Source organism: Actinoplanes sp. NPDC026623, from assembly GCF_040638275.1.
Lineage (GTDB): Bacteria > Actinomycetota > Actinomycetes > Mycobacteriales > Micromonosporaceae > Actinoplanes.
In genome coordinates, this window is record NZ_JBEZXZ010000093.1 from 1 (window position 1) to 22,785 (window position 22,785).

At 72.1% G+C, this 22,785-nt stretch carries 16 protein-coding genes; 5 read left to right on the forward strand and 11 right to left on the reverse strand.

The genetic code is table 11. The annotated features are described in order from the left end of the window. The coding region (locus AB0F10_RS25150) for an ATP-dependent helicase C-terminal domain-containing protein (protein WP_360629663.1) at nucleotides 1–1,166 on the forward strand (1,166 nt) is incomplete at its 5' end. Between the two features lie 27 nt (nucleotides 1,167–1,193). On the opposite strand, the gene AB0F10_RS25155 is transcribed toward AB0F10_RS25150, so the two are convergent. The 11 genes from AB0F10_RS25155 to AB0F10_RS25205 form a co-directional block, all read right to left on the reverse strand. Continuing rightward, nucleotides 1,194–3,503: a bifunctional diguanylate cyclase/phosphodiesterase gene (locus AB0F10_RS25155; RefSeq protein WP_360629666.1), complete on the reverse strand. Its 2,310-nt coding sequence runs from the start codon at nucleotides 3,501–3,503 to the stop codon at nucleotides 1,194–1,196. A 136-nt stretch (nucleotides 3,504–3,639) separates the two neighbouring features. Further along, entirely contained in the window at nucleotides 3,640–4,362 is a 723-nt protein-coding gene (locus AB0F10_RS25160) for a PP2C family serine/threonine-protein phosphatase (protein ID WP_360629669.1), read from the reverse strand. Between the two features lie 87 nt (nucleotides 4,363–4,449). Then, nucleotides 4,450–5,481: a hypothetical protein gene (locus AB0F10_RS25165; RefSeq protein WP_360629672.1), complete on the reverse strand. Its 1,032-nt coding sequence runs from the start codon at nucleotides 5,479–5,481 to the stop codon at nucleotides 4,450–4,452. Next, nucleotides 5,478–6,590, reverse strand: coding sequence for a transporter substrate-binding domain-containing protein (locus tag AB0F10_RS25170; protein WP_360629675.1), 1,113 nt, complete (start codon nucleotides 6,588–6,590; stop codon nucleotides 5,478–5,480). The genes AB0F10_RS25165 and AB0F10_RS25170 overlap by 4 nt, the downstream gene beginning before the upstream one ends. A gap of 55 nt (nucleotides 6,591–6,645) precedes the next feature. Continuing rightward, on the reverse strand, nucleotides 6,646–6,861 hold the full coding sequence (gene yidD / locus AB0F10_RS25175) for a membrane protein insertion efficiency factor YidD (RefSeq protein ID WP_360629678.1): 216 nt from the start codon (nucleotides 6,859–6,861) through the stop codon (nucleotides 6,646–6,648). A gap of 11 nt (nucleotides 6,862–6,872) precedes the next feature. Beyond that, the gene (gene treZ, locus AB0F10_RS25180) at nucleotides 6,873–8,606 is read right to left on the reverse strand and encodes a malto-oligosyltrehalose trehalohydrolase (protein WP_360629681.1); all 1,734 of its coding nucleotides are present in this window, start codon (nucleotides 8,604–8,606) and stop codon (nucleotides 6,873–6,875) included. Then, on the reverse strand, nucleotides 8,603–10,885 hold the full coding sequence (treY, locus tag AB0F10_RS25185) for a malto-oligosyltrehalose synthase (protein WP_360629684.1): 2,283 nt from the start codon (nucleotides 10,883–10,885) through the stop codon (nucleotides 8,603–8,605). The genes treZ and treY overlap by 4 nt, the downstream gene beginning before the upstream one ends. Nucleotide 10,886: 1 nt before the next feature. Then, nucleotides 10,887–12,998 (reverse strand): glycogen debranching protein GlgX, encoded by a 2,112-nt coding sequence (gene glgX, locus AB0F10_RS25190; RefSeq protein ID WP_360629687.1) that lies wholly within the window; start codon nucleotides 12,996–12,998, stop codon nucleotides 10,887–10,889. Between the two features lie 205 nt (nucleotides 12,999–13,203). Beyond that, entirely contained in the window at nucleotides 13,204–13,467 is a 264-nt protein-coding gene (locus AB0F10_RS25195) for a UBP-type zinc finger domain-containing protein (RefSeq protein WP_360629690.1), read from the reverse strand. Then, entirely contained in the window at nucleotides 13,464–15,020 is a 1,557-nt protein-coding gene (locus AB0F10_RS25200) for a Na+/H+ antiporter (RefSeq protein ID WP_360629693.1), read from the reverse strand. Before AB0F10_RS25200 ends, AB0F10_RS25195 begins: the two co-directional genes overlap by 4 nt. Before the next feature lie 68 nt (nucleotides 15,021–15,088). Beyond that, nucleotides 15,089–15,724 (reverse strand): hypothetical protein, encoded by a 636-nt coding sequence (locus AB0F10_RS25205; RefSeq protein ID WP_360629696.1) that lies wholly within the window; start codon nucleotides 15,722–15,724, stop codon nucleotides 15,089–15,091. Between the two features lie 227 nt (nucleotides 15,725–15,951). Here AB0F10_RS25205 and AB0F10_RS25210 point away from each other — a divergent pair, with 227 nt between their 5' ends. The 4 genes from AB0F10_RS25210 to AB0F10_RS25225 all read left to right on the forward strand — a co-directional run bounded on the left by AB0F10_RS25210 (nucleotide 15,952) and on the right by AB0F10_RS25225 (nucleotide 22,684). Next, nucleotides 15,952–18,297: a bifunctional diguanylate cyclase/phosphodiesterase gene (locus AB0F10_RS25210; RefSeq protein WP_360629699.1), complete on the forward strand. Its 2,346-nt coding sequence runs from the start codon at nucleotides 15,952–15,954 to the stop codon at nucleotides 18,295–18,297. Nucleotides 18,298–18,397: 100 nt separating this feature from the next. Further along, on the forward strand, nucleotides 18,398–20,017 hold the full coding sequence (locus tag AB0F10_RS25215; RefSeq protein ID WP_360629702.1) for a methyl-accepting chemotaxis protein: 1,620 nt from the start codon (nucleotides 18,398–18,400) through the stop codon (nucleotides 20,015–20,017). A gap of 121 nt (nucleotides 20,018–20,138) precedes the next feature. Then, entirely contained in the window at nucleotides 20,139–21,044 is a 906-nt protein-coding gene (locus AB0F10_RS25220; RefSeq protein ID WP_360629705.1) for a PAC2 family protein, read from the forward strand. A gap of 98 nt (nucleotides 21,045–21,142) precedes the next feature. Further along, nucleotides 21,143–22,684, forward strand: a complete 1,542-nt coding sequence (locus tag AB0F10_RS25225) for a methyl-accepting chemotaxis protein (protein ID WP_360629708.1) — start codon at nucleotides 21,143–21,145, stop codon at nucleotides 22,682–22,684. Nucleotides 22,685–22,785: the final 101 nt, after the last annotated feature.

The following is a 22,785-nucleotide window of genomic DNA, read 5'->3' on the forward strand; positions in this document are numbered from 1 at the left end:
CCCGGCGGGCCGCCGAGGTCGTTGCGCTGCTGGACGCCGACCGGACCCGCACCAGCGATCTGGTCGCGGCCTGGCGCAGCGCGCGGGCCGACAACGACGGCGCCTGGCGCGCCGAGGTCCGCCGCCTCGCCGCGGCGATCACCCGCAACCCGGACGCCCCCGCGGGCGGGTCCGGCGGCAGCGGGCGGCTGCCGGACGACCTGGCGGCGGGGCTGATCATCGGGCTCGCGTACCCCGAACGGGTCGCCCGGGCCCGCGAGCCGGGCGGGCGCGCGTACCTGATGGCGGGCGGGACCGCCGCGGAGCTCAGCGACGGCAGCGGCCTGGCGGGGGCGCCCTGGCTGGCGGTCGCGGACGCGGACCGGGCGCCGGGTGCCCGCACCGCCCGGATCCGCAGCGCCGCGCCGCTGGACGAGGAGAGCGCCCGGGAGGCCGCGGCGAATCTGCGCGAGACCGGCGACCAGATCGGCTGGATCGACGGCGACGTGGTCGCCCGGCGCGTCGACCGGCTCGGCGCGATCGTCCTGAGCGAGCGCCGGATCGAGCGCCCGGAGCCCGCCGACGTGCGGGCGGCCCTCGTCGACGGGCTGCGCCGCGAGGGCCTGAGCCTGCTCACCTGGTCGCGGACGGCGACCGAACTGCGGGAGCGGCTGGCGTTCGCCCACGCCGCGCTGGGCGAGCCCTGGCCGGCCGTGGACGACGACGCCCTGCTCGCCGGCGCCGACGCCTGGCTGCCGCTGGGCCCGGCCCGCCGCCGCGCCGACCTCGCGAAGATCGACGTCGCCGCGGCGCTGCGCCGGCTGCTGCCCTGGTCGGTGGCCGGTCGGCTGGACGAGGTGGCGCCGGAGCGGCTGCCGGTGCCGAGCGGTTCCCGGGTCCGGGTGGACTACGCCGACCCCGCGGCCCCGGTCCTGGCCGTGAAGGTGCAGGAGGCCTTCGGATGGCGCGAGGCGCCGCGGCTGGCCGACGGACGCATCCCGGTCCTGCTGCATCTGCTGTCGCCCGCCGGCCGCCCGGTCGCGGTGACCCGGGACCTGGCGTCCTTCTGGTCGACCGGCTATCCGCAGGTCCGGGCGGAGCTTCGCGGGCGCTACCCCCGGCACCCGTGGCCGGAGGATCCGACGACCGCCGAACCGACCCGCCGCCTCAACCGCCGCTCGTCCTGACCGGCCCGGCGGGCCCGGCCGGCCGTCCTAGGAGGCCAGGTGGGTGCTCGACTGCGGCGCGGGCTGGGCGGGGATCATCGCGGCCAGCCGGTGCACCGGGCCGGGCTGGCCGAACAGGTAGCCCTGGCCGAAGTCGCAGCCGAGCGCCGCCAGCGCCCGGGCCTGCGCGGGCGTCTCGATCCCCTCGGCCACCACCGCGATGTTCAGCTCGGCGCAGATCGCCAGCACCGAGCGGCACAGCGCGCCCGCCCGCTCCGGCGAGCTGTCCACATCGGTCAGTGTCGAGTCCAGCTTGACGATGTCGACCGGCAGCGAGTGCAGCTGGGCCAGCGCGTTGTAACCGCTGCCGAAGTCGTCCAGCGCCACCCGCACGCCGCGCCGGCGCAGCCGCTCCGCGACCTCCACCGCCCGGGGCATGTCCGGGATCCGGCGGGTCTCGGTGATCTCGACGACCAGCCGGGACGCCCGCACCGAGTGCCGCTGCAGCGCCCGGTCGACCGCCTCCTCCAGCCCGTGCTGGCCGAGCCGGGCCGCGGACACGTTGACGTGCATGTCGATCGGCCGGCCGTAGGTGCTCGCCAGCGCCGAGGCGTCGGCGCAGGCCCGGTCGAGCACGAAGTCGTCGATCGCGGCGACCAGCCCGGTCCGCTCGGCCACCGTCACGAAGACGTCCGGATCCACCGGGCCCGCCACCGGGTCCGTCCAGCGCGCCAGCGCCTCCACCGCGACGATCGCGCCGTCCGACAGGCGCACGATCGGCTGGTAGTAGACCTCGAACCCGGCCGCGGCCGGCTCGCCGGACAGCGCCCGGGCCAGCAGGTGCGGCAGGTCGGCGTTCGGGCCGCCGTCCGCGCCGCCGGAGTAACGGGCGAGCGCGTTCTTGCCGCGCCGCTTGCTCACGTACATGGCGGCGTCGGCGCGGCGCAGCAGGGTGTCGGCGGTCAGGTCGGAGTCGGCCGGATCGGACAGCACCAGGCCGAGGCTGGCGCTGATGCCGACGGTGTGCCCGTCGATCACGAACGGCTCGCGCAGCGCCGCGAGGATGCGGTGCGCGGCCGGCTCGGCCTCGTCGGCGGGCCGCTCGAGCAGCGCCGCGAACTCGTCGCCGCCGAGGCGGGCGACCAGGTCGCCCGCGCCGACGCAGGCGACGAGCCGCTCGCCGATCGCGCGCAGCAGCCGGTCGCCCATCGCGTGGCCGAAGCTGTCGTTGATGAGCTTGAAGTCGTCGAGGTCGGCGAAGATCAGCGCCACCGGCACGCCGCGGTAGCGATGGTCGTCGAGGGCCAGCACCAGCCGCTCGCGGAACAGCGCGCGGTTGGCCAGACCGGTCAGCGGATCGTGGTAGGCCTGATGGTGCAGCCGTTGCTGGCCCTCGGAGATCCGGGCGAGCAGCACCGTGTTGTCCACGATGGTGAACATCTGCCGGGCCACGACCAGGCCGAGCCCGAGCCAGCCCAGATAGGCCTCGTAGGAGGTCAGTTGCCCGCCCGCGCCGGTGCGCACCGCGATGACCACCCCCGTCGCGACCACCGGCAGGTACGGCAGCAGCAGGTGCAGCCAGTCCGCGTCGGCCCGGTCGGCGGCGGGGCTCTCCAGCCGGCCCGGGTTGCTGAGCGCCGCGAGGGCGAGCAGCGACGGGCCGAGCAGATAGCCGGCGGACTCGGCCGGCGACACCACCCCGGTGCCCAGGTGCACCAGGCGCAGCGCGTCGGCGACCCCGAACGCCACCATCGCCAGCCCCATCAGCCGCAGCGGGATCCGTCCGGCCCGCGAGGTCGGCCGGGTGGTCAGCAGCAGCGCGACCATGACGGCCAGCCAGAGGTCGGCGATCGGGTAGGCCGCCGCGGTGCCGGCCACCCAGGGGTGCACCAGCACGTCGTCGAGCAGCCCGCCGGGCAGCGCCGACCAGATCAGGGCGAGCAGCGAGCCCGCGACCAGGAGGCTGTCGATGACCAGCACGACCCGGTCCCGGCGCAGCGACGCCTGCGGCGGCCGCGGCAGCCCCATCGAGCCGGCGATCAGGGCCAGGAACACGAACAGCTGCAGGGTCAGGAAGCCGACGTCGTTCGGCGTGGCCGAGGTCGTCCAGCCGGGGTCGACGAGATCGCGGACCGTGAACCAGAGCCGGGTGGCGGCCCAGGTGGCCAGCCCCGCGCCGATCAGCAGCCGCCAGCGGCGCCGTGGGCCGGACCGCTCGCGGCCAGCGCCGATGCAGACCAGGGCCGCGAAACCGCCCAGGACGAACTGGGTGGCGTCGTTGAAGAGTTGCCGGCCCGGACCGGCGGGAACCGCCAACATCCCGGTCAGCGTGACGGCGGCGGCGATCACCAGCGTCACGGCTGACCGTGCCCACAGCCGTTCCGTCGTCATCACCACCCGCAGCAGGGCCGCGGCTGGCCGTCCCGCGACCGGAGTAAGGTACCGCAGCCCTCGCCCCGTGCGGAAAGTCCGCAGGTGCGGTTGAGGACGACGATCAGTCGATGGCTGTCAGATCGGCGACAATCACCGTGATGTTGTCCGGGCCGCCGCCCTGCAGGGCCAGGTCGAGCAGGCGGTCGGCGCAGCTCTGCGGCGCGTCACCGGCGAGCATCTCGGCCTCGATCTGCTCGGCGGAGACCACCGTGGTGAGACCGTCGCTGCACAGCAGCCAGCGGTCGCCCGCCTCCGGCTCGACGATGACATAGGACGGGCTGACCGGCTCGCCCTGCAGCGCCTGGGTGACCACCGCGCGGCGGGGGTGGCTGCCCGCCTCCTCCGGCCGGATCAGTCCCTGGTCCACGAGCATCTGGACGTACGTGTCGTCCTTGGTGAGCTGGTTCAGCCGGCCGTCGCGCAGCAGGTAGGCACGGGAATCGCCGACGTGCGCCAGCGCGGCGCGGTCGCCGGAGAAGATCACGGCGGTCAGCGTGGTGCCCATGCCCTGCAGGGCCGGGTCGGCGGCGACGGTCTCGGCGATCCGGCCGTTCGCCACCTCCAGCGCCTTGTGCAACGCATCCATCTGGCTGTCGTTGTCGATCGCGACGTCGAGCGAGTTCATCGCCTCGACGGCGATGCGGCTCGCGACGTCACCGGCGGCCATGCCGCCCATGCCGTCGGCGACGACGAGAAGCCGGTCACCGGCGTAATAGGCGTCCTGGTTGTTGCTCCGGACGTGGCCTTTATCGGTGACGGCCGCCCACCGCAGGTGCAAGGTCATGGCGTGCAGCCTGCCAGGTCAGGTCCAGCCTGTCTGCAAGTGGTCGGCGGCGCGTCGCGACAACCTGCCCGTACCTGCGCAAATCCGCTACCCCGGGCGGTTATCTGGCCGCCCGAGGCAGCGCGAGTCGACGTCGACGGCCCGCCGGGTGGGCGCCACCCACTCGAGCACGGACTCGTCGATCGCCCATCCGCGTACGGTGATCCGGCTCTTCTGGGTCCGGATCGGCTCGGGGCACAGGGTCTTGGACCGCACCTCGCCGTTCGGGATGAACACCACCTCGCCGCCGCGCTGCAGGATCGTGGTGGCGGTGTCGTCGACGGTGATCAGCTGACCGCGGATCACCCGGATCGGCGCCCCGTCACGCTCGGCTACCTCGACCGCACTGTTGGGCAGCACCGGCGCGCGCAGGAAGACGACGCCGATCACGAACGGGGCGGCGATCATCGCCGCGACGGCGGGCCAGTGCGTCGCGAGCCGGGCCGCGCGCGGCGGCACCGGGCCGGTGAGCAACCAGCCGAGCAGCGCGGGCACGAGCAGCAGCACGGCGGTGCCGGCGTCGCCCGCCGCGAGGGCCGTCCGGATGCCGGGCCAGACCCAGATCAGCACCACCAGGCCGAGCGCGACCGGCACCACGAGCGTCACCACGGTCAGCATCCGGCGCTCGCCCGGATAGCGCTGCACCGCGGTCAGCGCGACGATGACCGCGGTCAGCATTATCAGGGCGGGCAGCAGGCGCAGCTGCCAGGTGAAGCCGGCCAGCACCACCGCGACCGCCACCACCCAGTCCGGCATCCGCAGGGCGGTCAGCGCCAGCAGCGAGCGCCGGGCCGCGTCCTCGGGGTCCGGCGAGCTGACCAGCAGCAGGCCGCCGAGGGCGCGCAGCACCAGCACCACCGCCGGCACCGTCCAGATCAACGTGATGATCAACGCGCTGATCATGCCGAGCGGGCTGATGTACTGCACCAGGAGCAGCATCGTCGGCAGGTCCTGGCGGCTCAGATACCAGAGCCGGAGCACGAGCAGCACCAGCGGGAACGCCGGCAGGGCGGTGAGCAGCCAGTTGAGCTGGTTGCGGCGGACCCGGCGCGGCGGCCGGGGCAGCGGCGTCACGGTCACGGGACCACCTCCTCCCACGGCAGCTCGCGCACCCGCGGGCGGGTGGTGTCGGGCTGCTGCGGGCGGGCCAGCGGCACGCGCTTGCCGTCGACCGTCTTGTTCGCCGCGGTCTCGGGCAGGATGTTCGCCACGTACGCCTTCTCCCAGCGCGCGTCCTTGGGGTCCTCGAAGGACCGGTACAGGGTGAGGTTCGCCAGGTCGCGCAGGGCCTCGTTCGCGCCGACGCTCACGCCCCAGGCCTCGGTATTCTCCAGCCCCAGGTCCCAGTGGTCGTACTTGTCCGGGTATCGGTACTTGTAGCCGCCGAGGATCGCCGCGTCGGTCGTGATCGCCTCGACCTTCTCGTTGTCCAGCAGCTCGAAGCACTCCGAGACGCGGTTGCGGCGGGTCAGCCTGGCGCCGGATTTCGCGGCCGCCAGGGCGCTGGTCGAGCTCGACAGCGTGCAGACCGTCTTGCCCTTGAACTCCTCGAGGCTGGCGACCTTGCCGTGGCCCTTCAACGTGATCACCGACTGCTCGGTGTGCAGGTACGACTGCGTGAACATGACGTTGGGCATGTCCTCGCGGTCCTTCGTGATGCTGAAGCTCGCGATCACCATCTTGACCTGCACCGGTTTGCCCTTGAGGTCGGTCGCCTCCATCCGGGCCCGGTCCTCGCTCTCGATGCCGTAGAACTCCACCTCGTCGCGGCGGAACCCGAGATCCTCGGCGATCATGTAGGCGATGTCGATGTCGAAACCCCGCCAGTCGCCGGTGGCGGGATCGCGCTCGGCGATGCCGGGCTGGTCGTCCTTGACGCCGATCGGCAGCGTCTTCCACTCGTCGACGCCGGCGGCCCGGCGCAGGTCCTCGACCGAGGGCGGCCCGATGTGGAACAGCCGCACCCAGAAGAACCCGAGCGCCAGGATGAGCACCACGCCGACCGCCGTCAGGCGCCACGGCGCCAGCGAGCCGCCCCAGGTGCGCACGGTCTGATCGGGCTGGGTGAAGGTGCGCCGCAGCCCGTGCAGCGCGCGCTGGGCGCGGGCCGGGCGGGGGCGGCTGCGCACCGGCGCCCGCCGATGGATCACCGCCTTGCGGAACCGGGCCTCGCCGCTGTCCTCGTCCATCGTCGGCAATGCCCTCCCGCACCCGTATCGGAGCGGCAATGATGCCCGACCAATGTCACGGAACGGGGTCGGCGGTCCCGAACACGACACCCGGCCGGCAGCGCAGCAGCCGGCCGGCCGTGAGCCGCAGCCCCTTGCCGGCGCCGTAGCGCTGGACGGCCTCGAGGCCGTAGGCGCTGCACGTCGGCGTGAAGCGGCAGCGGGCGGGCAGCCGCGGCGAGATCCTGCGGTAGCCGCGGATGGCGGCGATCACGACGGCGTCGGCGAGCATGGTGGGCCAGGCTAACGGAAGGCGACCACCACGGCGGTCTCCGGTGGCAGATCGACCCGGTCGCGCTGCAGCGCCACGCCCGGCCCGGTCGCCAGCAGCACGCTGCGCGGCGCCGCCCGGAGGCTGACCGTCTGCGGCACCCCGGCGAGGTTGGCGGCCACGGCGCAGTCGCCCCGGCGCATCACCACGTACCGGTCGCCGTGCCAGAGCTCGACGGTGTCCAGCCTTGGGTCCGACAGGTCGGCCCGGCTCCGGCGCAGCGCGATGAGCCTGGTGTAGAGGTCGAGGATCTCGGCGTGGCCGGGCCGCTCGCGCTCGGACCAGTCCAGCTTCGAGCGCTGAAACGTCGCCGGGTCCTGCGGGTCGGGCACCTCGGCCGCGGTCCAGCCGTGCGCGGCGAACTCGCGCCGCCGGCCGTTGCGCACCGCCGCCGCCAGCTCGGGCTCGGGGTGGCTGGTGAAGAACTGCCACGGGCTGCCGGCCGCCCACTCCTCGCCCATGAACAGCATCGGCGTGAACGGCGAGGCGAACAGCAGCGTCGCGCCGACCTTGAGCAGGCCGGGCGACAGGGTCGCCGGCAGCCGGTCGCCGGTCGCGCGGTTGCCGATCTGGTCGTGGTTCTGCAGGTACGCGACGAAGCGGTGCCCCGGCGTCCGGGCGCGGTCGACCGGGCGGCCGTGCCGGCGCCGGCGGAAGCTCGACCACGTGCCGGCGTGGAAGAACGCGCCGGTCAGCACCGTCTCCAGGCATTCGAGCGAGCCGAAGTCGCCGTAGTAGCCCTGCCGCTCGCCGGTGAGCAGCGCGTGCAGGGCGTGGTGCACGTCGTCGTCCCACTGCGCCGACAGGCCGTAGCCGCCGGCCTCGCGCGGGGTGATCAGCCGGGGGTCGTTCAGGTCCGACTCGGCGATCAGCGACAGCGGGCGGCCGAGATGGGTGGACAGGGCGTCCACCTCCAGCGCAAGCTCCTCGAGCAGGTTGATCGCGCCGTGGTCGACGAGCGCGTGCACGGCGTCGAGCCGCAGCCCGTCGACGTGGTAGTCGCGCAGCCAGCCGAGGGCGCTGTCGATGATGTAGCGGCGGACCTCGTCCGACAGCGGGCCGTCGAGGTTGATCGAGTCGCCCCACGGGTTGGCGCCGGCCGCGCTCAGGTACGGCGCGAACATCGGGGCGTACGCGCCGCTGGGTCCGAAGTGGTTGTAGACGACGTCGAGCACGACGCCGATGCCCCGGCCGTGCGCGGCGTCGACGAAGCGCTTGAGGCCGTCGGGGCCGCCGTAGGCCTCGTGCGGCGCGTACCAGCAGACCCCGTCGTAGCCCCAGTTGTGTTCGCCGTTGAAGGCGGCGACGGGCAGCAGCTCGACGAGGTCGACGCCGAGCTCGGCGAGGTGGTCCAGGCGCGCGACGGCGGCGTCGAAGGTGCCCTCCTGGGTGAAGGTGCCGACGTGCAGTTCGTAGAGCACGGCGCCGGGAAGCCGGCGGCCGGTCCAGCCGCCGTCCGTCCAGCCGAAGGCCGCATGGTCGTAGACCCGGCTGGGGCCGTGCACGCCTGCGGGCTGCCACGCCGAGCGCGGGTCGGGCAGCGGACCGTCGTGGTCACCCAGCAGGTAGGCGTAGTCGGTGCCGGGGCCCGCCTCCGGCACGTCGGCGCGCCACCAGCCGTCGTCGCCTCGCTCCATCTCCCGGACCGTCCCGTCGATGCGCAGCCGGACGGCCTTCTCCGGCGCCCACACCTCGAAGCGCGTCACTGCTCTCGCACCAGCAGCGCCACGGGGTACGTGTGCAGGAGATCGGCCACCGCCAGGCGGCTGCCGCCGTAGCTGGTATTGGTGAAGACTTCCGTCCAGGTGTGGCCGTCGAGTGACAGCGACGTGTCGTGCCAGCCGCCGTGTCGTGACAACCCGACCGGCAGCCGGGTGGCCACCGCCACCACGCCGCCGCGGTCGAAGGCCAGCACATGGTCGCGGATCCGCCCGTCGGCGAAGGCCGGCCGGTAGCCGGTGAACAGCTCGGGCCGGTTCCGGCGCAGGCGCAGCGTCCGGCTGGTGACCAGCAGCTTCGCGGCCCCGGTCGGGTCGACCGGGGGCTGCCACCCGTCGTCGATGCGGCCGAGCAGGTCGCGGCGCAGGTCGAAGTCGACCGGCCGCCGGTTGTCCGGGTCGACGAGCGAGAAGTCCCAGAGCTCGGTGCCCTGGTAGGTGTCGGGGACGCCCGGCATGGTCAGCTGCACCAGCTTCTGGCCGAGCGAGTTGGACCAGCCGGCCGGCGTGATCGAGGCCGCGAAGCCGGCGACCTCGCCGTGCAGGGTCGGGTCGTCGTAGATCCGGTCGACCAGCTCCCGCAGCGCGGTCTCGAACGCCTCGTCCGGACGCTGCCAGGTGGTGAAGGCGCCGCTCTCGCGGGCGGCCTTGAGCGCGTACGCGCGCAGCCGGTCCCGCTCGATCGGCCAGGCGCCGACGGCGGCCTGCCAGATCAGGTGTGCCAGGGCCGGGTCGGGCAGCGGGGCGGCGCGCACCCAGCGGCGCACCACCTCGGTCCAGTCGCCGGGCAGCTCGGAGAGCACGGCGAGCCGGGCCCGCACGTCCTCGCTGCGCTTGGTGTCGTGGGTGGAGAGCGTGGTCATCCCCGCCGGCCACCGGTGCTGCCGCTCCTCGGCGCGGTCGTGGAACACCCTCGGCGGCACGCTGAACTTCGACGGGTCGTTGCCGACCTCGTTGCGGGCGGTGAACCGGGTCCACCGGTAGAACGCGGTGTCCTCGACGCCCTTGGCCATGACCGCGCCGGTGTACTGCTGGAACCGCACGGCCAGTTCGTCGTCCGGGCGCCGCAGCCGGGCGGTGAGCTGGTCCAGGACGCCGATGAGCGCCGGACGGCGGCGGCCCGCCTCGGACCGGGCCTCGGCCAGATGCCGGGTGCCGAACGGCAGGTAGGAGCGGTAGACGGGGAAGCAGGCGGCGAGCTCGGCGAGCGCGCTCGGCGCGGCCTCGATGTCGGGCACCAGCCGGCACATCCGGGCCAGCTCGGCGGCGAGCTGAAACGTGGCGACCTGCAGCTTGGTCCGGTGCACCAGGTCCTGCCAGCTCGTCTCGGCGCCGGTCAGGTGGTGGTCGAGGGTGTCGAAGAACGCCTCGGTGCCCGGGTCGACGAAGAGGCCGCAGACCTCGGAGAGCGCGTCGTAGCCGGTGGTGCCGTCGACCGGCCACCTCGGCAGCTGCTCCCCCGGCTCGAGGATCTTCTCGACCACGATCCAGGCGTCCGGCGCGGCCTCGTGCAGCCGGTGCAGGTACTCGCCCGGGTCGCGCAGGCCGTCCGGGTGGTCGACCCGGATGCCCTGCACGGCGCCCTCGGCGTACCAGCGCAGGATCTCGCGGTGGGTGGCCTCGAAGACCTCCGGGTCCTCGACCCGCAGCCCGGCCAGGTCGACGATCGCGAAGAACCGGCGATAGCCCAGCTCCGAGTCGCCGCGGGTCCAGTTGACCAGCTCGTAGTGCTGCCGGTCGTGCACCTCCCGCGGGGTGCCCTCGCCGGTGCCGTCGGCGATCGGGTAGCGACGGTCGAAGTAGCGCAGCTCCCGCCCCTCGGGCGAGTCCTCGATGGTCAGCTTCTCGAGGGCGTCCGGCTCGTCGGCCAGCACCGGCAGCAGCAGCCGGCCCCGGGACCAGTCGATGTCGTAGAACTTCGCGAACTCGGAGGCCTGCCCGCGCCGGAGCACGTCCCACCAGGTCGGGTTCGCGGCGGGCGCGGCGACGCCGGCGTGGTTGGGCACGATGTCGATCACGAGGCCCAGCCCGGCCGCGTCCAGGGCCTCCTTGAGCGCCAGCCGGCCCGGCTCGCCGCCGAGCGCGGGCGCGACCCGGCCGTGGTCGACCACGTCGTAGCCGTGCTCGGACCCGGGCACGGCGGTGAGCAGCGGCGCGGTGTAGAGGTGGCTGACGCCGAGATCTGCCAGGTAGTCGGCGAGTTCGGCCGTTGCCTTCAGGGGGAAGTCGGGGCGGACCTGGACGCGATAGGTGGCAGATGGGGGCAATTTAGACCATCCTGTCCAAGACAATGAGCGAACGATCCGGCACGAGGATGGCGGTACCCGACTCCACGATCGACGGCCGGTCCGGCGAGGGCTCGGCCGTCTCGATGACCTTCTCCCACTTCTCGCCGTACTCGGCGGGAGGCGTGGAGAACTCGATCGGCGCGTCGTGCGCGTTGAAGAAGAGCAGGAACGAGCTGTCCACGTGGCGCTGGCCGTACTGGCCGCGCTCGCGGATGCCCTCGCCGTTGACGAAGAGCGCCACGGCCCGGCCGAAGTCGTTGCCCCAGTCGTCGCCGGCCATCTGGCGCCCGTCCGGGGTGAACCACTCCAGGTCGGGCAGCGGGTCGCCGCCGCCGCGCGCGGTCACCGGCAGCCCGGTGAAGAACCGGCGGCGCTGGAACGCCTGGTGGCGGTGCCGGAACGCGGTCAGTTTGCAGGTGAACTCGAGCAGCGTCTCGTCGGCGTTGTCCCAGTCGATCCAGCTGATCTCGTTGTCCTGGCAGTACGCGTTGTTGTTGCCCAGCTGGGTGCGGCCGAGCTCGTCGCCGTGCGAGATCATCGGCACGCCCTGGCTGAGCATCAGCGTGGCGAGGAAGTTGCGCCGCTGCTTCGCCCGCAGCCGCAGGATCCGCCGGTCGTCGGTCGGGCCCTCGGTGCCGCAGTTCCAGGACCGGTTGTGTCCGTCGCCGTCCCGGTTCTCCTCCCCGTTGGCCTCGTTGTGCTTGTCGTTGTAGGAGACCAGGTCGTTGAGGGTGAAGCCGTCGTGCGCGGTCACGAAGTTGATCGAGTGGAAGGGCTTGCGGCCGTCGTCCTGATACAGGTCGGCGGAGCCGGTGATGCGGCTGGCGAACTCCGCGAGGGTGGCGGGCTCGCCGCGCCAGAAGTCGCGGACCGTGTCGCGGTACTTGCCGTTCCACTCCGTCCAGTTCGGCGGGAAGTTGCCGACCTGGTAGCCGCCGGGCCCGACGTCCCAGGGCTCGGCGATGAGCTTGACCTGCCCGACCACCGGGTCCTGCTGCACCACCTCGAAGAAGGTGGAGAGCCGGTCGACGTCGTAGAACTCGCGGGCCAGCGTGGACGCCAGGTCGAAGCGGAAGCCGTCGACGTGCATCTCGGTCACCCAGTAGCGCAGCGAATCCATGATCAGCTGGAGGCTCTGCGGGCTGCGCACGTTGAGGCTGTTACCCGTACCGGTGTAGTCCATGTAGAAGTTGGGCTGATCGTCGACCAGCCGGTAGTAGGTCCGGTTGTCGATGCCCTTGAGGCTCATCGTCGGGCCCAGGTGGTTGCCCTCCGCCGTGTGGTTGTAGACGACGTCGAGGATCACCTCCATGCCGGCCGCGTGCAGCGCCCGGACCATGCCCCGGAACTCCTGGGTCTGCTGGCCGAGCGAGCCCATCGCCGAGTAGCCGTGGTACGGCGCGAAGAAGCCGATCGTGTTGTAGCCCCAGTAGTTGCGCAGGCCCAGGTCGGCGAGCCGGTTGTCGTGCACGAACTGGTGCACCGGCATGAGCTCGACCGCGGTCACGCCGAGCTTCTTGAAGTGCTCGATGATCGCCGGGTGGCCGATCGCCGCGTAGGTGCCGCGCAGGTCGTCGGGCACGTCGGGGTGCCGCTCGGTGAGCCCCTTGACGTGGGTCTCGTAGATCACCGAGTGGTGGTACGGGATGTCCGGGCGCCGGTCGTTGCCCCAGTCGAAGTACGGGTTGACCACGACGCCCTTCGCCATGTGCGGCGCCGAGTCGAGATCCGACATCTCGTCGGGATTGTCGAAGTCGTAGGCGTACAGCGACGGATGCCAGGCGATGTCGGCGTCGACGGCCCGGGCGTACGGGTCGAGCAGCAGCTTGTGCGGGTTGCACCGCAGCCCCCGCGACGGGTCGTACGGCCCGTACACCCGATAGCCGTAACGCTGGCCCGGCTCCACGCCCGGAAGATAGGCGTGCCACACGAAGGCGTCCTGCTCGTGCAGTTGCACCTTCCGCTCGTTGCCCGACGGATCGAAGAGACACAGCTCGACCGCCTCGGCGACCTCGGAGAAGATCGCGAAGTTGGTGCCCGTGCCGTCATACGTCGCGCCCAGCGGATACCGGTGACCCGGCCAGACCTGCATGTGCTGCTCCCACCCTCGACCGTCGGTGCTCTGCGGTCGCAGCGCCTCGCCGCGAGCGGCGACGCTCAGTCCTGCGCGGCCGCGTCAGCGGTAATTCTCACCGACGGCGCGGGCGCCGTCCCCGCGACTGTCCGGTTACCCGCCCATACTTCCCGCTTAAGCCGTGAACGTCGTCACTGCGCCGCGGCCATTGTCCCGCCCCGGGTCACCCGAGCATCTCGTCCACGAAGCACCACCTCCAGGTCTCGCCCGGCTCGTAGGAGCGCATCACGGGGTGGTCCTCGCTCGCGTGGTGCCGCGACATGTGCCGGCGCGGCGAGGAGTCGCAGCAGGCCACGTAGCCGCATTCGAGGCAGAGGCGCAGGTGGACCCAGTCGCGGTGGCCGTCGGCAACGCACTCCGGGCACCCGCCCTCGTACGGCGCGCGCGGTTCCGGTTCACCGGCTTCTTTGAGGTGCTGGCAGGTCAATCGTCACTCCGGTTCAACTGGGATTCCTCGAGGTCGAGCTCGCGCTGCGCGCGGTTGAGCACCTCTTCGGAGATGCGCCCCTCGTTGCGGGCGATCTTGAAGACATGGCGCTCGGCGGAAATCATCTCCCGCCGGAGCCGACCGTACGCGGCCGACGGGGTCTCCTGGTCCTGATTGCCCAGCCGCTCCCAGGCGACGTTGATCCGGCTGTCGGTCAGTGCCCGCAGCCGGTCGACCACCGAGGCCGGCGCGTCGCCGGCCTGCGCCTCGAGCCGTTCCAGCGCCGCCCGGCTGGCGGCGTGCTGCACCCCGGCCTCGGCCAGGGCGTCCTCGGCGGTGGTGTCCTGCACGACGCCGAGGCGGCGGGCCAGCATCGGCAGGGTGGTGCCCTGGATCAGCAGCGTGAGCACAATGATCGCGAAGGCGACGAAGACGAACAACTCGCGCGGGTAGTCGGCCCGCAGCGGCAGGGTCAGCGCGGCGGCCAGGGTGACAACGCCACGCATGCCGGCCCAGGCGATGACCGTGGGCACCGCGATCGGCGGCCGCTCCTCCCGGGCCCGGATCCGCGGCACGAGCCGGGCCAGGTAGGTGGCCGGATAGAGGTAGGCGAACCGGACCACGACGAGCGTCAGGAAGACCGCGAGGGTGACCTGGAACGTGGTCGCCGCGCCCGTCTCGATGCTGCCGATCAGTTCGCGCAGCTGCAGGCCCACCAGGAGGAAGACGACGCCCTCGAGCAGGAAGGTGACCAGCCGCCAGACCGCTTCCATCTGCAGCCGCGAGGTCGGCGACAGCAGGTAGGGAATCCGGTGCCCGAGGTAGAGCCCGGCCACCACCACGGCCACCACGCTGGACGTGTGCGAACGCTCGGCGACGATCACCACGACGAACGGGGTGAGCAGCGACACCGCGTCGTCCAGCAGCGGGTCGACGATCTTCTTGTGCAGCCAGGCCGCCCCGATCGCGAAGGCGAAGCCGAGCAGCACGCCGCCGCCGACGCTGCGCACCACCAGGCCGGTGACGTCCCAGAAGGTCATCGCCGCGCCGGCCGCGCCGACCGCGGCCCGGACCAGCACGAGCGCGGCCGCGTCGTTGAGCAGGCTCTCGCCCTCGAGGATGGTGACCACCCGGCGGGGCAGGCCGATCCGGCGGGCGATCGCGGTCGCCGACACCGCGTCGGGCGGCGCCACCACCGCGCCGAGGGCGAAACAGGCCGGCAGCGGCAGCTCGGGCAGCAACGCGTGCAGGACGAAGCCGACGGCGAACGCGGTGACGACCACGAGCCCGACCGCCAGCAGCAGAATCGGCCGCAGCGCCTGGCGGAACGCGACGACGTTGGTCTGCAGTGCGGCGACGTAGAGCAGCGGCGGCAGGACGCCGATCAGCACCAGCTCGGGCTTGATCTGCACCTGCGGCAGCCCCGGCATGAAGGAGAGGCCGAGACCCACCACCAGCAGGACCAGGGGCGCGACGAAGCCGAGCCGCCGGGCGAGCGCGGCGCCGAGCACGGCGATCGCCACGAGCACGACCGTGTCGACAATGGGTTCCATGCCTCGGAAGCTTAGAGAGCGCCGCGCGCGGCGGCGTGTGTCGCCAGCCACGTCCCGGGGCGGGCGGACTACTTGGTGTCGACCACCGAGGAACGGAAGATCGTCGCGGCGTGCGTGCCGTCGCCGCTGCGCCGGACCACGACCGCGTCCACCGAGAAGACGTAGCTGGTCCTGCGGGCCAGCTTCGGCAGCGTCGCGGTCAGGTATCCGCACGGGTTGTCCGGCTTGACGACCACCGTGCCGACCGCCCGCTGCGTGCCGACGACCAGGTCCTGGTTGATCGCCGTGACCCGGTACTCGACGAGGTTGTAACCGCCGACGTTGTACCAGCGCACCTTCGCCGACGTGGTGCCGGGAGTGACCTGCAGGGCATTGATCTTGTCGAAGTGCGGGGTGTCCCGGGCGCAGGTGGCGGTCGGGGTCGGCCGGGGCGTCGCGGGCTTCAGCGGAAGGAAGCCGCCGGTCGCCGTGGGCGTCGGCCGGGCGGCGGCCCTGCTCGGCGTCGGCGACGGCGTGGCGCTGCCCCGCGCCACGATCAGCCACTGGTCGCCGGCGGCCTCGGCGTCGCCGGTCGTCCCGGCTCCGCCCTTGGACGCGGTGAACATGCTGCAGCCGGAGAGCAGCAACGGGAGCGCGAACAGCAGGAGCCGGCGTTTGGGCGGCAACGTGCCCGCCCTGTCCCGCGCCGGCCCTCTGAGGTTCATGCAGAACCCATCGGCGCCGGGATACCGAATGTTAGGACCCTTCCGGCCGCGCCGCCGGGGCGCCGGGATGCACGTGCAGATGCACGTACTCGGCAACTATTCGTCTGAGTTCACGCTCCGCCGCTCGCCAGTGACGCCGCCTACCGGGCGTTCTGCTCATTCCGGGCACACCCCTACCGATTGGCCCTGCGAGAGAAAACGAAACTCGGCAGGAGGACGGCGCGACGATGACGAGCGGCGACGAACGGCGGGTGGAGCGGCTGCGGCCGACCCCGATGCTGATCATGGCCGTCGTCGTGCTCGCCGGGTCGACCGCGCTGCTGGCGGTCGACCTGACCGACCAGCGCACGCACGCCGCCTGGAGCTGGGTGCCGGCGATCGCGGGCGCCGCCATCGCCGCCTGGGCCTGCTGGCGGACGGCCGCCACCCCCGGCCTGGGCCCGGCCACCCGCCGGGTGTGGCGCAGCCTGTCCCTCGTCTGCGCCCTGATCACGCTCGGCGTCGTCTGCGAAACCCGCCTGGCCGTGACCAACCCCGCCCGGCTGGACGAGCAGGACTACCTGCCGCCCATGACCTGCTACGCCCTGGCGGTCACGGTCCTGCTCTGGGCCCTGCTGCGGCTGCCGACGCGCAACCGCAAGGGCCGGAACCGGGCCCTGGTCCGCTTCGTCCTGGACGCGGCCATCGTCGGCATCACCGCCGGCATCTTCGCGTGGTACGTCATCAGTCAGGCCGAGGACCCCTGGCACGCGAGCGGCACGGTCGTCGTCCCGATGATGATGGTGATGGCCCTCGGCCTCGTCGGCTCGCTCGCCTTCGTCAAGGTCGCGAACGCCGGACCCGGCAGCATCGACCACGTCGCCCTGCGGCTGCTCGCGGCCGCCGCGGCCTTCGGCGCCGGCGGCAGCGCGCTGTTCGCCCTGCTGTTCTCCGCGCAGCCGAGCCCGAACAGCTCGCAGATGTTCATCAACGGCACCCTGCTGTTCGTGGTCTTCGCCGCCGACCGGCAGCGCCGGGCAGCCGGGGTGGCGGTACCCGAGCGGCGGCACCGGAGCTTCAGCTTCGTGCCGTACGTGGCCGTCGCCGCCACCGACGCGCTGCTGCTCGTGGTCAGCCACGCCGCCGGCGGCACCGTGTTCACGGTCGCGCTCGGCGCCGTCCTGCTCACCGCGCTGGTGGTGCTCCGGCAGGTCAACGCGCTCCGGGAGAACGGGCGGCTGCTGCGCCGGGTCGACACCAACCTGGTCCAGCTCAACAGCTACCAGTCCCAGCTCACCCACCGCGCCACCCACGACGCCCTGACCGACCTGGCCAACCGGAACCTGTTCGAGCAGCAGACCAGCGAGGCGCTGGCGGCGATCGGCCCCGGCGAGACCCTCAGCCTGGCGCTGATCGACCTCGACGACTTCAAAACGATCAACGACCGGCTCGGCCACGCCGTCGGCGACGCGCTGCTGATCGTGGTCGCCCAGCGGCTGCGCGAGGCCGTCCGCGACGGCGACGAGGTCGCCCGCCTCGGCGGCGACGAGTTCGGCCTGCTGCTGCACGGCCTGCGCAGCGATGAGGCCACCGAGGTGCTGGACCGCATCGCCGAGTCGCTGACCCGTCCCGTGCACGCCCTCGGCTACGACCTGCTCGTCAACGCCAGCATCGGCCTGTCCGAGGTGTGGCCGGACGCCAGCCCCCAGGAGCTGCTGCGCCGCGCCGACCTCGCCATGTACGCCGCCAAGGAACGCGGCAAGGGCCGGCACGCCGTCTACGACGCCAAGCTCGAGCAGGACCAGGCGGCCGACGCGCAGCTCGGCGCCGAGCTGCGCCAGGCACTCGACAACGGCGACTTCACGCTGGTCTACCAGCCGATCGTGGCGCTGCCGGGTGGCGAGTGGACGTCGCTGGAGACCCTGATCCGCTGGAAGCACCCCCAGCACGGCTTCATCGGCCCGGACGTGTTCATCCCGATCGCCGAGCGCACCGGCCTGATCGTCCCGCTGGGCGACTGGATCCTGCGGACCGCGCTGGCACAGGCCGCCGAGTGGCAGCGGGACTTCGGCAGCCGCGCCCCCGCCGAGATCGGCGTCAACGTGTCGGCACGCCAGCTGCGCGAGCCCGGCTTCGCCGCGGACGTGCGCGCCGCGCTCGCCGACACCGGGTTCGACCCGGAGAAGCTCGTGGTCGAGGTCACCGAGACCGCGGTGTTCGACGGCGGCATCGCCCTGGACACGCTGCAGGAGCTGGTGACGCTGGGAGTCCGGATCGCGCTTGACGACTTCGGCACCGGGCACTCCTCGCTGGGACTGCTGCGCACCTGCCCCGCGGACATCCTCAAGGTGGACAAGTCGTTCGTCGACGGGATCGGCGGCCGCTCGGAGGAGGCGGTCATCGCCACCGCGATGATCCAGATCACCAACGGCCTGCACCTGCAGGCGATCGCCGAGGGCGTGGAGACCGCCGGGCAGGCGGAGACGCTGCACCGGCTGGGCTACCGCTACGCCCAGGGCTACCACTTCTCCCGGCCGCTCTCCCCCGAGCAGGTACACGAACGGCTGGCGGCGGCGAGCGTCCTGTCGGTGTGAGCCCGAACATGCCGATATCACCTCGGCGGACCCGTGGGGCAGTCGATAGTGAGAACGGGACAAACCGTTCCCGCCGGACTATCCACGAGGTTGCCCACCGATGACTGCCGACGCGCCCAGGACCGCCGACCGGAAGCGCTGGAAGAACCCGTTGGCGGGCTGGATCGCCGACCGGGCGCTGAACACGAAGATCCTCTTCATCGTCGGCACGATGATGATCGTCGCGACCCTGGTGGGTATTGTCGCGATCGTCGGGATGTCGACCCTGAACAAGGCCGTGAGCAGCCTCTACGACGAGAGCTTCGTGGCCGCGCAGCAGCTCAACGAGATCACCTCGGACGTCGGCAGCATGCACGCCGCCGTGCTCATCTACGGCCAGACGCCCGACCCGGCGCTGCTGTCGCAGATCAAGGCGCTCGACGCGCAGCTGGACCAGGACATCGCCGAGTACCGCGCCAACACCGTCAACCCGGCGCTGATGGACCAGACCATCTTCCTCTGGGACAAGTACAAGGTCGCGCGGAGCAGCTATCTGAAGGCCGCGAACGGCGACAACCCCGCCGCCACCATCGCCGTGCGCGAAAGCGAGCTCACGCCGGCGATCATCCGGGCCAAGTACAACCTCGAGCAGCTCGCCATCCAGGAGGCCGCGGCGGCGGAGGCGAACAAGGCCGACGCCGAGTCCGCGTACCAGTCCGGCCGCATGCTCGTCATCATCGTGCTGATCGTCGGGCTCGTGGTCGCCACGGCGCTGGGCCTGGCGATCGCCTCCGGCCTCGTGAAGCGGGTCCGCAAGGTCGCTGACGTCATCGACCGGATCGCCGAGGGCGACATGACGAGCACGGTCGGCGTGACCGCCAAGGACGAGATCGGGCGGATGGGCGGCCAGCTCGACCGGGCCACCTCGACGATGCGCAACACGATTTCGCAGATCACCGGCAGCAGCCACACCCTGGCCGGCTCGGCACAGGAGATGGCCGAGCTCAGCGGCCGCATCTCGGTGAACTCCGAGCAGACCAGCAACCGGGCCGGGCACGTCAGCACCGCCGCCGAGCAGGTCAGCGCCAACGTCGCGACGGTCGCCGCCGCCTCCGAGGAGATGAGCGCGTCGATCCGGGAGATCGCCACCAGCGCCGCCGACGCCGCCGACGTCGCCCGCGGCGCGGTCGAGGTCGCCCAGTCGGCCAACACCACCGTCGCCAAGCTCGGCGTCTCCTCCGCCGAGGTCGGAAACATCGTCAAGGTGATCACCTCGATCGCCGAGCAGACCAACCTGCTGGCCCTGAACGCGACCATCGAGGCGGCCCGCGCGGGCGAGGCCGGCAAGGGCTTCGCCGTGGTCGCCAGCGAGGTCAAGGACCTGGCCCAGGAGACCGCGAAGGCCACCGAGGAGATCTCCAGCCGGATCCAGGCGATCCAGACCGACACCTCGGCCGCGGTCGAAGCGATCGCTCAGATCGCCGCGGTCATCGAGCGGATCAACGCCTACTCCGACACGATCGCCTCGGCGGTCGAGGAGCAGACCGCGACCACCTCCGAGATCGGGCGCAGCGTCTCCGAGGCGGCCAGCGGATCGACGGAGATCGCGCAGACCATCACGGCCGTCGCCGAGGCCGCGCAGAGCACCAACGAAAGCGTCGGCGAGTCCCGGCGTACGGCGGGCGAGCTGTCCCGGCTCGCCGAGGAGCTGCAGTCGCTGGTGTCGCAGTTCAAGGTCTGACCAGGTTTGGCAAGATCATTGAGTACCGGGCCGCGCACGGACCTCAGGAATGAACGGGCGGGTTCCGGTGTTGACACCACATTGCCCGCCCCCGCGGGCGCATCTTGAGGAGGTCAAGAGCGTGCTCGACCCACACGGGCTCTACGAGTTGGCCGAAGACCTGCCTGAGCTGGACGCCCCGGTGCTCCTGCAGGCGCTCACCGGCTTCGTCGACGCCGGGAGTGCGATTCAGCTTTCCCGGGAACACCTGCTGGAGCAGCTCGACGGGCGGGTCCTCGCGACCTTCGACGTCGACCAGCTGCTCGACTACCGCTCCCGCCGTCCCTCGATGGTCTTCGTCGAGGACCACTGGGAGAGCTACGAGGAGCCGGTCCTCGCGCTGCACCTGGTCCGCGACCGGCTCGGAACGCCGTTCCTGCTGCTCGCGGGCCCCGAGCCGGACCTGCAGTGGGAACGCTTCATCGGGGCCGTCACCGGCCTGATCGAGCGCTTCGGCGTGAAACTGACCGTCGGTCTCAACGCCATCCCGATGGCCGTGCCGCACACCCGCCCGGTGAGCGTCACCGCGCACGCCACCGACCAGCGCCTGCTCGGCGACCGCGAGTCGTGGCTGCAGCGGGTACAGGTGCCGGCGAGCGTCGGCAATCTGCTCGAGTTCCGGCTGGGCGAGGCGGGCCACGACGCGATGGGCTACGCCGCGCACGTGCCGCACTACCTGGCGCAGACCGCCTACCCGGCGGCGGCCGAGCTGCTGCTGGACTCCGTGTCCCGCACGACCGGCCTGGCCCTGCCCACCGGCGAGCTGCGCGAGGCCGCCGAGCTGGTCCGCGAGGAGGTCGACAAGCAGATCGCCGCCGACGAGCAGGCGGGACGGCTGGTGCTGTCGCTCGAGGCGCAGTACGACGCGTTCCTGCGCGGGCGCCGCGGCAACCTGCTGGCCGAGTCCGACGGCCCGCTGCCCACCGCCGAGGAGCTCGGCGCCGAGCTGGAGCGATTCCTGGCCGAGCAGGCCCGCGACACCGATTAGGGGGTGTCCTGCTTCGGCAATCCGGCCCGGGGCCGCCCGCGCTGTCCCATGATTAGTGAATTGCGGGTGCGGGTGATGGACAGCATTGGAGCGACACGGTGGCCCCATTTCGATCACGTCAGGCGTCCGTCGCGGCGCTGCGGCCCGTCCCACAGGACGTCGAGAGCCTCGAAAAGCTGATCACGGACCTGGAACAGGTCACCGACGAGGCCTCCACCTGGCGGATCACCGTCGACAGCACGGTCGGGTCGCACAACTTCAGCTACGGCGCGGCCTGGCTGCCGGACGGCGAGGGCAACCTCGCCGTCGTGTACGAGACCGGTCCGATCATGCCCGAGCTGCGCGCGGTCGTGGCGGACCGGCCCGTGCCGGCCGACGTCGGCCTGGTCGGCAAGGCGTGGAGCACGAAACGCTTCGTCTACCTGGGCGCGCTGGCCGGCTGCGAGGACTGCCTGCGCTGCCAGGCCGCGGGCCGGGCGGGCATGGCGGCCGCCGTCGTCATCCCGGTCATGCACCGCGACCAGCAGATCGCGGTGCTGGAGTACTACTCCGCGGAGCCGCTCTACATCGACGGCCCGCGCGGCGAGAAGTGGGCGTCGATCGCGCGCATCGCCGAGCAGGCCCGGTTCAGCGCGGTCGCCGCCGCCGAGCTGGGTCAGGCCGCCGACGACCGCAACGCCGTCACGAACGTGGTCGCCGCCCTCGGTGACACCGCCGACTCGACGGGGGCACTTCGCAACACCCTGGATTCGGTACGCGCGGCGTTCGGCTGGGCGTACGGCTCGTACTGGGAGGTCGACGACGAGGAGCAGGTGCTGCGCTTCAAGGTCGACTCGGGCTCGGTCGGCGAGGAGTTCCGCAAGGTGACGCTGGCCGCCACCTTCGCCGAGGGCGTCGGGCTGTCCGGCCGGGCCTGGCGGGCCAGGGACCTGGTCTTCGTCCGCGACATCAGCGAGCTCACCGACTGTGTACGGGCGTCCGTCGCCCAGGGGGCGGGTGTGCGCTCGGGCGTGTGCTTCCCGATCGTGAGCAACGGCCGCATCGTCGGCACGATGGACTTCTTCACCGCCGAGGTCATCGAGCTGTCCGAGTCGCGGGCGTCCGCGCTGCGCAACGTCGCGCAACTGGTGTCGCAGCGGCTCGAGATCGTCCGCGCCGTGGAGAACACCGCGGAGAACGCCCGCGCCCTGCTGGACACGGTCTCACGGCTGCGCGCGGCCAGCGACGACGCGACCCGGGTCGCACAGGACGCGGTCAACCGCGCCTCCGACATGACCAACGAGGTCGAGGCGCTGGGCCAGGCGTCCACCGCGATCGGCGACGTCATCAAGATCATTTCGTCGATCGCCGACCAGACCAACCTGCTGGCGCTCAACGCGACCATCGAGGCGGCCCGCGCCGGCGAGGTCGGCCGCGGCTTCGCCGTGGTGGCGGGCGAGGTCAAGGACCTGGCCCGGGAGACCGCCGAGGCCACCCAGCGGGTCTCGGAGCAGATCGCCGGCATCCAGAACAGCGCGCGTACGGTATCGGCCGGCATCCTCACCACGAGCGAGACGATCGGCCAGATGGACGCCGTCCAGGCACGCATGAACGAGGTCCTCGAGGAGCAGGCCCGCATGGCGAGCAGCCTGCGCTCCTAGTCCTGTCCTTCAGCGTCAGCCCTGGTTCTTCAGCGTCAGCCCTGGTTCCTCAGCGTCAGCCCTGGTTCTTCAGCGGCAGCCGGTCGAGGACCGTCCTGATC